Origin of the sequence: Thermotoga sp. SG1, assembly GCF_002865985.1 — a bacterium.
Taxonomy (GTDB): Bacteria; Thermotogota; Thermotogae; order Thermotogales; family Thermotogaceae; genus Thermotoga.
Genome location: NZ_LNDD01000004.1, coordinates 41,665 through 54,754, shown reverse-complemented (window position 1 = coordinate 54,754; position 13,090 = coordinate 41,665). Strand labels below are relative to the sequence as shown.

Annotated in this window: 8 protein-coding genes; 2 read left to right on the top strand and 6 right to left on the bottom strand. The window is 41.0% G+C overall.

Translation table 11 applies throughout. From position 1 onward, the window contains the following. Positions 1 to 77 precede the first annotated feature (77 nt). Positions 78 to 392 carry a nucleotidyltransferase domain-containing protein gene (locus tag AS006_RS05675; protein WP_199167427.1) on the top strand — a complete coding sequence of 105 codons (315 nt, stop codon included), beginning with the start codon at positions 78 to 80 and terminating at the stop codon, positions 390 to 392. Next, positions 389 to 781, top strand: coding sequence for a HEPN domain-containing protein (locus AS006_RS05670; protein ID WP_101513395.1), 393 nt, complete (start codon positions 389 to 391; stop codon positions 779 to 781). The genes AS006_RS05675 and AS006_RS05670 overlap by 4 nt, the downstream gene beginning before the upstream one ends. A gap of 162 nt (positions 782 to 943) precedes the next feature. On the opposite strand, the gene AS006_RS05665 is transcribed toward AS006_RS05670, so the two are convergent. From AS006_RS05665 to AS006_RS05640, 6 genes are all read right to left on the bottom strand, one after another. After that, complete coding sequence (locus tag AS006_RS05665; RefSeq protein ID WP_101513394.1) at positions 944 to 3,526, bottom strand: ATP-binding protein; 2,583 nt, start codon at positions 3,524 to 3,526, stop codon at positions 944 to 946. Between the two features lie 44 nt (positions 3,527 to 3,570). Beyond that, positions 3,571 to 6,282, bottom strand: coding sequence for a DUF1156 domain-containing protein (locus tag AS006_RS05660; protein ID WP_101513393.1), 2,712 nt, complete (start codon positions 6,280 to 6,282; stop codon positions 3,571 to 3,573). Continuing rightward, positions 6,279 to 6,401: a HEPN domain-containing protein gene (locus AS006_RS09715; RefSeq protein WP_101513392.1), complete on the bottom strand. Its 123-nt coding sequence runs from the start codon at positions 6,399 to 6,401 to the stop codon at positions 6,279 to 6,281. The genes AS006_RS05660 and AS006_RS09715 overlap by 4 nt, the downstream gene beginning before the upstream one ends. A 492-nt stretch (positions 6,402 to 6,893) precedes the next feature. Then, entirely contained in the window at positions 6,894 to 10,211 is a 3,318-nt protein-coding gene (locus AS006_RS05650) for a helicase-related protein (RefSeq protein ID WP_101513391.1), read from the bottom strand. Positions 10,212 to 10,225: 14 nt separating this feature from the next. Next, a complete protein-coding gene (locus AS006_RS05645; protein ID WP_101513390.1) occupies positions 10,226 to 11,668 on the bottom strand; it encodes a winged helix-turn-helix domain-containing protein in 1,443 nt (480 codons plus the stop codon). Positions 11,669 to 11,714: 46 nt separating this feature from the next. Beyond that, complete coding sequence (locus AS006_RS05640; RefSeq protein WP_233185660.1) at positions 11,715 to 12,974, bottom strand: ATP-binding protein; 1,260 nt, start codon at positions 12,972 to 12,974, stop codon at positions 11,715 to 11,717. Between the last annotated feature and the right edge of the window lie 116 nt (positions 12,975 to 13,090).

Here is a 13,090-nt window from a genome sequence, read left to right as displayed (position 1 = left end):
CCTGGAGGATACAGTATTTATATCCACGGTGGCCTGAGTTTGATGGAGTGCTTTGTACCTGTTCTGGAGGTGATGAAATGATGGAAATACTCCAAATAGTAGCGGAATTCAAGGAAAAGGTTTCTGAAAAATTTGGCAAGGTGGAGGTTATACTATTCGGTTCTCGTGCAAGAGACAAAGCCGAAGAGGAATCGGATATTGATATCCTTGTGATACTGGACAGAGACGTTGATATTAAAGTGAGGGAATCTATTTACGACATTGCTTATGAACTCAACCTCAAATACGATGTTGTTCTGGATGTAAGCGTTTATTCGAGAAAGGAATGGGATAGATACAGGGGAGTCCTTCCGTTCATCATCAACATCGAAAAAGAAGGTGTAGTTGTATGAGCGAGAGGGAGAAAATCATTGAATACTGGAGAAAGAGAGCAAGAGAATGCCTTGATGACGCAAAACTGCTTTTGGAAAATAAGAGATTTCATTCTGCGGTAAACAGAATATATTATGCCCTATTTTATCAAGTTTCTGCGCTTCTCCTCACCAAGGGCCTTTCGTTTTCCAAACACAGTGGAGTTCTGGCAGCTTTCAACAGAGAGTTTGTAAAAACCGGAAAGATAGATAAAGAATTGGGGAAATTTTACAACCGCATGTTTGAACACAGAAGAACTGGAGATTATGGGGAACTCGTTGAGTTTGAGGAGGAAGATGTGAAAGGCTGGCTAAGAAAAGCTGAAGAATTTCTGGATGCTGTTGAAAAGCTTATGGGGGAATTGAAATGAGCATGAGAACGGAAAGTGATGTTTTGATATTTCATGACGAGGCAAATAAAGCTGGTGAACGGAAACTGAATATATTATTCGTCCGTTTTTTTCGTTCAGATTCACTTTTCAAATGAAGGAGTTGAATTAGTGAAAAGGTCTGTTTTCTGATGCTGAATAGCATCATTTCTTATCCTCAGAGATGATATTGATCCCGGACTGTCTCAAAGCCTCCAGTATTCTATCCTCGTAATCGGATTTTTCCAGTCCGCCATCTTCTGCCTGGATAGACACGGTTACCGTTACGCGTGAGAACCTGTCCTTCAGATAATTCAAAATTCTTGTGACGGTCGATGTTTGTCCAATGGGAACTTTGAGTTCAAGTCTCAGTTGTCTTATTTTTTTCTCATCTGATACAGTACTTGTTTCAGCACTTTCGCTTATAGTGACAGAGCCTCCTAATTCAATTCCACCATAAGTCTGGTTTTCCTCTGATGAACCCGTCCCTTCTTCACCTTCTTTTTTCTCTGTTTGAGCGTCTTTTTTGCAAATATCTGGTTTCACTATTATCTCGTTCTCTTCAAACGTTACATCTTCCAAACGATCATCTATTTTCACGCAGACAGGTTTTTCTTCCTCGAGGTATCCAAAACCAAACAGTCCTTCTTCAACTCCCCTCTTTATACCGTTTATCAGTACATCCTTTGACTTCAACATGATTTCACCAGGAGTTTTAAGGAAAGCGTCATACAACCTGGATGTTTCCAGATAGTCGTTTTCAGAAAGGTACTTGGCTTTTATGAATTTAGGAGATATGTCTTCGAGAATCTTACCCTGTTCCTTCAGATACTCATATATCTCTTTGTCCAGGAATGATTCTCCTCCGTACATTGGGTAACTCATATCCATCTCTTCAAATCCATCTTTTCCTGGAAGGAACAATTTTCGGTAATACTTCCTCAGTTCCTCGTACTCTCTTTCTTCGTAGTTTTTAATTTTATTTCCCAGTTCTCTTTTTTGCCCTTCCGTTAAACTTCTAACTAGGTCACTTCTCTGAACACTCATGGCTGCAATGAGTTTTTTCAAATATCCATAGAAGGCACCCCTCTGGGTTTCGTCAACACAAAGAAATACCAGTGTGTTCCTGTAGACCCTTGGGCTTTCACCACATCTTTCAAGAAAATCAATGCTCGGCTTTTCGCTGGCAAGAATCACAAGTTTTAGGTCTGAATTGTCCGGTACATCTTTTGGAAACTTCGGATGCAAGTAAACCTTGAATCCATGGGAACCATTTGTCACATGTTTCTTCAGAATTTCTAACTCCTTCTCATAAATCTCATTTTCCTCAATGTTTTCTTCTCTGGTGACCAGAATTCTGTTGAGATTCGGCTGGTTTGTGAAGAAGAGCCCTTCATCCGACAGGAAGAAGAGTTTTTCTTTCAGATTGTTTATAACGGTGTCTATCACACTACTCGGTAGTCCGGGGACAGAAACGGCTTTCTTTATTTCTTTGATGCTGACCTCTATCGATCCCCTTCCTGTGAAACACATCATGAAAATCGCTGTACTAACAGCTGTCCCGAGTTTGTATGAACTGTATGAGGCAGGAAGCTCTTTATCGACCGTTTTCGCTCCCGAACTACTATCAGTTATATCCTGAGAGATGACGCTCTCCCATTCACTGCCTAAGTGTTTTACGAGTTCCTTTCGTAAATCTTCGTTTTTTAAGTTGAAATCACAGATTCGAATGAATGGAAGATTTTCCTTAAGAAGTTCATGAACAACCAAAGAAAGAAGCCTCAAAACGCCTCTTGTTCTCTGGAAGAAAGGAAAAGAACCCCATCTTTTGTAAAGAACATCGATCACTTCCGGTTTGAAAGGGTAACTTTCCAGAAATCTTTTTCTGTATTCGAGTACTTCCTCTTCCGATGATAAGATTCCTTCACTCTTTGCGTATTCAATGAATTCATCGACAATCTTTTTTGCCTCTTCCTCGTTTATTCTTTCAAAAAGTCTTTTTTTCACAACGCATACGATTTCTTCATCACTCACCGGTGTGTATATCTTTTCGGTTCTTCCGGTGATTCTCTGAAGTTTCTGAAACATTCTTTCTGTGTTTTCATCGTAGTGCTCTAGAACACTTGATGGAAGGGTGACAACCAGCAGGGCATTTCCAACAGCGGATACCGCTCCTGTGAGTTCCTGTATGAACGCAAGGCTTTGTGTGGCAAGATTGGAATCCCCTACCTTTACACCCATAGCCTTGGCCATGTACTCGAGAACTTCGTCCATTAGGATCAACACTGGAGACTTTTTTGAGATGAGTTCAATCAGCTTCTCTTTACCTGGAGATGTATTTCCTCTTGTTAAGGTAACTTCTCCTGTCAACTGTCTTTCCATTTCTTCCCAGAGCTTTTCTTCTTTTGGATCCAGGGCTGTTCCATCGATAACCACAACGTTTGCATTCCACTCCTTTGCCTTGTGATAGAGTGCTATGAGAGTGTGAGTTTTTCCTCCGCCGAACGGTGTCTGAAGTTGTATGACTGAATCACCCGTGCTTCCTTTGAGTCTTTTTTCGGCAGTATCCAGGATGTTTTTGAGACCTTTTGTGAGAAAGGTCTTTTTAAAGAAAAGGTCAGGGTCTTTATAATCGAGCGGGGCTTTGCCGCTTACAATCTGCCATAGATCAGCGGCAAAAACATCCATCGTGAGATGACCCTGGACAATGTCTTTGTGTGAAGTTGCTATCTGAGAAAACGGTTTCATGTACATCCCCCCATTCCAATGAAAACTTCTGGTTGACGAAAGTTTCAGAATAACCTTCTCTGTTCAAACTCACCGGTGATTTCTCTGACCAATCTGTTCTTTTCGCTGAGAAAACCATCAAGGAGTTTTTTCTCTTTGCTTTCAAGTGGAAGCGTTTCAGATATTGCCTGGGCAACTCTGTAGAAAGACTCTTTTTCACCGTATCCCGTTTCCTTCAGAACTGCTTTCATCTCTTCCTTGTTTCCAGATTTCCACAAAAGTAAAACTTTATGAAGAACATCTATCAAATCTCTTGCGCTTTTGAGTTCTTCAAGTTTTCTGTCCTGAGGTCCTAGTACCATTATAAATTCTTTCTCCTTTTTTATAAATCCTCTGTTCCATTCTTTTTCTAGGTATACACCAATGGACTGCGCCAGTTTTCTTGCATCATCGAAATGTACTTTGCTCTCTTTATAAGCCCAACGCCAGAGGATATAAAATTTTGTAAGCGGCGAAAGTTCGCCGGCAATTCCGTTATGCAGTATCTGCTTTACTGCGTAATCAGTCACAACCTGCCTTATGTACTCAAGGAGCTCTTCAGTACTTATTTCTCTTCCTTCATAATCCATTATTTTTTTGTACTTTCCAAAAATTTCTATAGCAGAACCGATTCCGGCAACAAAGTAATCTGCTCCACTCACACCTTCTTCCCAGAGGGATTCGAGTTTTTTCGTGATGTGATTCTTTATCTCCTCTTTAACTTCGTTAAGCCAGCCCATATCCTTTCTCTCCATCTTTCGGCAGACAAAGTAGATGGACGAAGCTAAGGCGGCGGATTCCTTTGCCCTGAGCCTTTCCTTCATCTCCGTATCAATGGGCCATGATGCAGTGGGAACAAGATCAGATTCAAGAAGGGAATTAATTAAGGTCTCCCAGCCGGAGGTGGATTTGTGGGTATAGACGATGGTTGCGATGCCATTGGGTTTTAAAACCCTTGCAATCTCCTGAAATGCCTTTTTGAGCATGTCTTCAAAGTATTTCTTGCCTGCCTCAAAGCCTCCTTTCTGATGGGAATAGGCAACGATTTCTTTGGATTTGGGTGTAAGAGGTGTCATGAAAAGTTCAGGATACAAATCACCAATACTCCTTTTCAGCCAGACATAGAAGAAGTCGGAAAGATAAGAATAGGGCACATTGTCATAATATGGCGGGTCGGTGAAAACAGCATCAAAGTAATTGTCGGGATAGGGAAGTTCTGTTGCGGAGGCTTGCTTGATGGTGGGGATTATCTGTTTACCGTTGTTTTCTACAGGCGGGATCTGGGAGAGGTGGGAGAGGACATTGAGAATCCAGTTATGGTGAGCAATCCAATCTCCATTTCCACCACTGAATACATTCAGTTCGATATAATCCCAAGTCATAGGCAGTGCTTGCCTTCCAAATACATGTTCAATTTTTTCTCCTACGACATTGTAAACCACCAAATTTGCATTTTTATCCGCTAAACGATTAAGAATTAACCCCAAATAACTCACCACCGCCTTTGCATACTCCTTCTCATATCCTTCCTCAATCATCTTCTGATAAGCCATTCTCACTTTCTCAGTGAATGTTATCAAAGCGAGCTTCTGGCGGGAGTTGAAGAGGTCGCCCCATTTGAGCATGCCATATCTTTGAACACGAAAACCAAGGGTTTCTTCCGGTGGCAATTCCTCATCCGGCACAGGGTCAATGCCCCACTCTTCTATGAGTTTTTGCCTCTTCTCCTCCAGATACCTCTCCGCCTCTCTGAAAACTTCCAGATCCTTTTCCGTTGCCAGCCTGTATATCTTTCCTGTTGCTCCGGACTTGTGTGAAACCACAACCACCATTCTCTGTCCTGCTTTTCCCTGCTGAAAGAGTTTCCTCGTGGTATTTGCATCCACCACTGAACCGCAGACAGGACAAACTACAATTGCCTTGGAAACCGTGCCCTTCGATGGGTCAAAACCTTCTGGCATTTTTTCGTAGCCATCGCCTACAATTTTAAACTTAACTTCTTTTCCTTCCACATATGGATAAAGGGCAACCTTTTTGTTTCTCTTTTTGGCAAGCCAGAACTGGTGCTTTAAGGGAATATCTGCTCCGCATGCAGGATTCTGGCATGGAATTGTTCTTGCCCAGATATAGCCTACGGGAATGGAGCCATCCTCATCCTTGGGATAAAACTTTCCAATCTCCTTCTTCGCCTCCTCTAAAACCCAGTTTCCCCATTTCTTCACATCTTCAAGAAGGGGGTTTTTTGTTTGAGTTCCAAGCAATCCCCAATCATTCTTTACTTCTTTTGTTTTTCCATATTTTTGCGGATACTCAAGGGTGCATTTTAAGATTAGAGTGGCAACAGGATTGTATTCAACCGCATAGGCTTCGCATCCCAGCCTTAACGCTTCTAAGGGAATTGAGCCACCTCCTGAGAACGAATCTAAAACTTTAGGAGGCTTTCCTCCATTTTCTTTCAAAATGTCTTTTCTTGCTTTTTCAATAATATGCTGATTAAGAGAATTTTCCCATTTTGAAAGTTCTATTATGAACTGCCTTGTCTTTTCCCATTCTTCCGGATCTTCTGGAGCAGGAATTAACGCGGCATAACTCGTAGCTCTTGAAGATGCCAGAGGTTTGCGAGTCCACCAGATATGTAGAGTTGATATATGCCCGTGTCTTATGTTTTTCTCCTTTGAAGAAATGTCACTCACTTCTTTCACTGGAAAACTCTCTTCGATGTAGCGTTTATCGTTCATCTCAACACCCCTCCAAGCTTTTTCAGGGTGAAATCTCTTACCTTTTCGGCAAATTCCAGGGCTTCCCTGGCTTCCTCTCGTGAAGGTATGTAGAAGGTATCAGGATATCTAAATGGCATAAAACGTGAGTTTTTCCAGCTTTTCCAAGTCGAGTTTTTTAAAGTCTTCGTCTTTTTCAATACAAAGTTCAAGCAAGGTGGCTATATCGTTTTCCCAACCCTTGTGTCTGTGAAGGTAATGAGAAGTTTTTGGGAGAAACTTCGAATTCCATCAGAATTCTGGTAGTCTTCAGATCAGGCTCAGCTTTCTGGATCCAGCGCTTTATAATATCTCTTTTGCCGGTATCCCTTCTTTTATAGCTTCGCTTGATATCGTGTTAACCACAAATTTTTCGCTTTCAAATTCCTGATCCGGTGCAAAGCCTTGTAAATCTTTAGCCAGATATCCCGTTTTTTTCACCGAACTGAGTTGTTCTTTCACCACAACGAGAATATTCCCGTCACTTTCCGATGTATGATTCCCTCATGCTCTTGAGCCAAAGAGTATAATTTTGACCAGTGTAAATCTTTCTTCTCTGAGGGCGCTCTCAATTTCTCTTCTTAGATCATCTTTCATTTTTCCCACAACTCCGTCTTTTTACTCTTCCACTCCTCAAGAGGTATTATGAACCTTACTATTTCGACCTTTTCTTTTGCTGAGAGCCTGTCGGCTGGATTTTGAACGATGTAAAGAGTGGGATTTGCTGCTGCATTTGCCACAACGTATAGATAGTACTGATCTTTGAACCTTTTCGCCTTGAACCACTCGTTGGGAGTCAAAGCCACCTCACCTTCACCCGATCTTGCTTTGACCTCTATGTATCTCACTTCACCTGTTCTCTCATCTTTTGATCGAATGTCAAACCCAAGGTTCTCTTTGGACACATCTTCCGGTGTTCTTCCATTCATTCTTTCGTATTCCATGGCAATTTCCATGCCTATTCTTTCTATTTCTTCGTCTTCTGACATTTCATTCTTTTCAGGTATCACTCTGATGACTGTCAGAAGTTCTGGCGTCGATATGGACAGATTTTGCTCCAGTTCTATTTCCTTCTCCAGTTCCTTTTTGGCTTCTTCGTATTTTCTCTTCTGGTCTTCTTTGTTTCTTATAGGTAGATCCACTTTCTCTCCTCTGGCTTGACGATCGTAAAGTTCGGAAAGTTCTTCGTCTAACTTTCGAATGAGATATTCAAGAGACCTCAGCCCGTACTTCTTCTTTATATCGGCTTGCTTTTTTCTTTCCTGGAGTAATTCTTCTCTGTAACTTTCCACTGCTTGAATCGCAAATTCTAAAAGTTTACTTTCATCCGGAATTGTATCAGAACAGAACTCACACTTTGTTGGAACAAGATCCCACAGGATAACAGGATTGATTTCTTTCACACTTTCTCCATCATCATATAAGGCTATTATCTTCTTCCCCGCTGTCTTTCCTTTTCCATCTTTGACCTGTCCCACATAAAGCCAAATGTATCCGTTGTATTTTCCGGACGGATCTTTGAACATGGCACCCCTCTTCGCATCCTCTCTGTAACTGGAAATTATCCATTCGAGAAGTGCTTCAAAAAGTGGGTGACCAAAAGCGATGAATTCAGCATCGGGATTTTTGAAGGCAACATCTTTGTTAAAAGTAACCTTGGGATATCTTTTCATCAACTCTCCGTATTTGTTTTTAAAGTTACCATCTTTTGCTATTTTCTTTATTTCATAAGGAACTGATTCTATGCTTATGAAGCCTTTTTTGTTCTCCCCAAACTTTCCACCTGCTTTGGTGAAAGCCTTCTTGAAAAACTCCTCAACGTATTCTGGTATCAACCTGTATTCTTTTGCTTTCTCGGTCATTTCTCTTATTCTTGTGTAGTCAATGAACCTGGTGGCAAGACTCTCACCAAGAACTTCTTTTATCTTCGCTATGTATTCCTCATCGGGCTTTATATCTAGCTCTTTCAGAATATCATCCATGCTCTTGGCGTTGGTAACGGCTTCGATTATGAGTTTATAGAGATTTTTACCTTCAAACACATCTCCTATGACGTCGAAGACCCTGTCGTTTCCGAGTTTACTTCTTATTTCTTCAAGTTTGTCGAACAATCTGGAAAGGACCATTCCCTCTCTTGTGTTATCTGCAACGAGGTTGAAGATATACACATCTTTCTGCTGTCCATATCTGTGGATTCTTCCCATTCTCTGTTCTAATCTGTTCGGATTCCAGGGAATGTCATAGTTTATCATGATGTGGCAGAACTGAAGGTTTATACCCTCTCCCGCGGCCTCTGTAGCGACCATTATTTCTGTCTCATCTCTGAAGATCTTTTCTGCTTTTATTCTATCTTCCATACTCATCCCACCGTGGATGCAATTGACCTTGTAGTTCCATCCTTTTATCTTCTCGACTAGGTAATCTAGGGTGTCTTTCGATTCAGTGAATATCAGTATTTTTGGACTTCCGTTCATCTCTCTGATTTTCCTGAACCCTTCTTCGATTGCTTCCTTTAATTCTTTGAGCTTCACTTCTTTTTCTTCCCTTACTATACGGCTTGCTTTTTCAATGAGTTTTTCCAGTGTTCTTATCTCCTCTTTCAACTCTTCTGAGTTCTGTGCTAATGTGACAGCCTCCCATTCTTCTTCTTTCTTCCATACTTCTTTTTCTTCAAGTTCCTCTTCATATATGTCCTCATCGAACACAGTTTCTCTTTGCTTTTCTTCGCCTCTCAGAATTTTTTCCAGTCTTGTTTTCCTTCTTTCGAGTGATTTCAAAAGGGCATAGGTACTCGATGCCATCCTTCTTTGAAGAATAACCAGAGCGAAGGCGACATTTCTCTTTTTATCCGATTGAATCGCTTTGTTGTATTGCTCCACCACGTATCTGGACACCTCGTTGTACAGTTCCATTTCTTCGTCGGACAGTCGAAACTTTATTGTCTTTGGAAACCTTCTTGTGAAGATAGGTTTTCCCTCAAAATCTTTGAGGTCTTCTTTTAGCCTTTTGATGAACGGATTGTCTTTGTTCCTAATCGATTCATCTATCATCTCGCTTTTTGCAAAAAATCCTGGTACCAGAAGATCCAGGAACAACCTGAAATTTTCTGGATCTCCTTTATGAGGAGTAGCCGTTAGAAAGAGAAGATGGTTGGAATTTCTGGAAAGGACTTCACCGAGTTTGTATCTTTGAGTTTTCTGGGTTTTATCACCATATCTGTAGGCTGCCATCTTGTGAGCCTCATCCACGATCACCAGATCCCACATGACAGAACTTAAACTTGTGAGGATTTCATCCTGCTTTGCAAAATCAATAGACGTTATCACCTGATCGTATTTTTCCCATGGATTTTCACCATAGTGGGTGTTGAACGTTCCCCTGTCAAGAACAACGAACTTTTCATCGAATTTTTCTTTCAGTTCTCTTCTCCATTGGTCTTTCAAATGCCCCGGCACGACGATCAGTGTTTTCTTTACAACACCTCTGAGTTTCAACTCCTTCAAAACAAGACCGGCCATTATTGTTTTTCCAGCACCGGGATCATCAGCTATTAGAAACCTAATGCGGGGTTGTTTTAAAATGTATCCATAGACCGCATCTATCTGGAATGGAAGGGGATCTATTTTGGAAACATTCACGGCAAGCAAAGGATCGAAGAGAGAAGCATATCTGAATCGTGTTGCCTCCAGGAAGAGAAAAACGTTTTCAGGATCTCCCATGAGATCTCTTTTGAACTCCAGAACATTTAGTTTATCCAGTTGATCCTTTTCTATAATCCTATCCACAAATTCTTTTGAATTCAGTGTGATTCCCAGAATGCGTATATAATTTCCAATCTCTTGGATCTTTTCAATTCTGATGGGTTCGCCTACAATTCCTTCTACAATGCATCCTTCCCTTAGACTAACCATAAAAAATCCCCCCGTTACATTCCAAACCTCTGTGCCACCCATTTTTCTATCTCTTCAACAGGTTTTTTCAATCTGTACGTCACAGGCATCTTTTTTCCTGTCCATTCGATGAACCCTTCCAGTTCCAGGATGCCCAGTGCCATGTCCATCTTGTACCTTTCGCTTTTGCCACGGAATGGTCTTCCTGGTACCAATTCTTCACCTTCGAGCAGAGAGAAAACTGTGCTAGAACTCACTTCAGCATTGTTTTTAAACACTTCCACAATTTTTCTTATGATGAAATGAAAATGCTTAAGAGGACAAAAATGCTGATACGGGTTCTCTTTCCGAGCCCAAGCAACCACCGATTTGTTTTTTATTTCCCATTTGAAATACTTCGTTGCAAGTTTCTTGTTTTCTTCGTTGTTTTCCACAAATGCTACTTCCCTTTCTTCTTTCTTTTCTTCCTCTTCAAACAAACCAGCCATTTGCTTGAAAACACGTGACAAATTTTTTTTGTTCATGATAAGGACGTACTTTCCTTCAGAAACCTCTTCAACAGCTTTTATCAAGGGAGAATTCAGAAGATCTATGACGCTTTTTATCATCTGAGGCTCCAGTTTTTTCTCCACCGTTCTTGCAACCAGTGAATCAACGGTGAAGTACCCGAGCACACTCTGTAGATTGTCCATCTCCTCCACGATGAGTTTCAGGTTTTCCAGAAAATGTGTTCTGCTCCGATGAGCGCTTATGATTTCTTCTACGACATGACCAGCATCACCGGGTGTTTCAAAGAGTCTTTTTAACTCAAGCAGGTTGAATGGGTATCTGATATGTTCTTTCAAAAGTTCTATCAGATCTTTCACCTTTAGAAGGACAACACCACTTTTATGGGCTCTTTTTTCCACATTTCCTTTTGCAAAGTCAGGACCTACAACCACAACAAAATCTGCATCAGTTTTCCCTTTGTGATCTTCAAGTGAGAGCCAGTCTATCTGAACGTCTGAGATCTTTCCGGATTTGCTGGTTTTTCCATCCACGTTCACAGTGTATGATTCATGTCCTATGTTCGCTTTGAGAACAACGTCTGTGTTTCCAGGTGTTGCTATGAGGTCCGTCTCAAATCCAAGAAAAGAAAAGGCTTCTTTCAGAACCTCTTCGAACTCTGAAGGAGAGTTGCTCCTGTACTGCGTTTCCTTGAGTTTTCTTGTAAGATGCTCTACTCCTTCAGTGGTTGTTTTTCTTTCTTGTTCTTCAAACTCTCTCAATCCAAAAAGCCCCCTTCCTACCTTCACAAACGGTGAATTCTTTCCATTCAATCTGATGTCATCGTAGATATTTACCGCCATATCTCTATCAGGTGATTTGGAGGAGGTTTTTATCAGTCCCTCTTTCAAGGCTATTTCTACTATTTCTTTTACCGTCATGGGCCTTTTTTCTCTTTTCAGGATAAAATAGGCAGCCTCTTTGAAGGTCATGGTATCTCCCCTTAATGTCTTTTTTTCATTCTTTATTTTATTTATTTTATTCTACTACTCCATACACCCTCATCATATCTCCTGGTGTGATGAGAAACAGGTTTTCACTCTTCATTTTCAGGAGTTTTTCTTCGAAGCCGCTTCTGGAAAACAGAGCGTAGATCTTTTTTCTTTTTCCAGTATTCACGTATTCACTCCTCAGAAGAAGTTTTCGATATTCTTCTTCTCCCACTTTTTTGTTAGACCACTTGCATTCCCCAAACAACACGTTTTCCTCATCGTATGCGACAAGGTCTATATCGTACGATTCGTTCTTTCTGTGAGGAACCCTTCCCCAGTGCTTTCCAATGGCTTTCGGGGTGAAACCAAAAAGGCTGGGATTTTCCAGAAGGAACTGCCTGCATATCTCTTCAAACTGGAAGCCCATGTATTGATTGAAGTTACTCCAGACGATTTCAAGAGCTTTTTCTGGGGCGTATTCCATGATGGAGTAGTTTTTGTAGATGTTTTTGAAGAAGAAGTTGTAATAGTGATCTTTGATCCTGTATTTGTAATTCCTCTTTTTTTCGGAGAGCAAAGGACGCTCTTTTGACAGTATCTCGTAGACCTCCGAAAGCTCGCTCAGGTATTTGGAAAGCTTTGTTACATCTATACCAGAAGAATCGGAAATTTCAGACAGTGATTTCATATCCCCTGCAATTGCTTCCAGTATAGAAAAGTACGTCTTGTGTTCTGAACCGAATTCTGATATCAAAAGGTTCCTTGCCTCTTCTCTCAGAGGGGCAAATTCATCGATGAAGATGTCGTAGATCAGTTGCTCGATGTCTCTTTTGTCCTTGAACAGCCACAGGTACTTTGGAACACCTCCCACCATTGCGTATATCTGGAATGCCTCGCAAACATCGTATCCAAAGTCTTTTAACATGGAAATTGTTTCACCAAGAGGAAATTCTTTGATGTTGATGATGCTGTCTGCTCGGCCAAACAACGGCATCTTTTCATTCGTGAAGATGTTCTTCATTAAACCCACATAAGAGCCGAGTACGATCAGCTTTGTTTTGTTTTTGTTATCGTCCCATGCGTGCTGAAGAGCGTAGAGGATATCCGGATTCACCTTATGGAAATTTTGAAACTCATCGAACACGATGTACTCGTATCTGTTGAAGAGTTCAGAGAATAAATCGTACCAGCTGTTGTACACGGCTTTTGAGAAAGAGAAACTCAGATCTCTCAGGAGTGTCTCTTCTTTCTTAACCTCCACAAAGTAGTAAAAGGCTTCTGTATCTTCGAAGACTTTTCTTATCAATGTAGTCTTTCCAATGCGCCTTGCCTTTTACCTTTTGAAAAAAGTCAAGTTCTTTTCTTCGGTTGTAGAACTTCGTTTGATTTGTCTGTGTCGTAAAATTGACATTTTACGACATA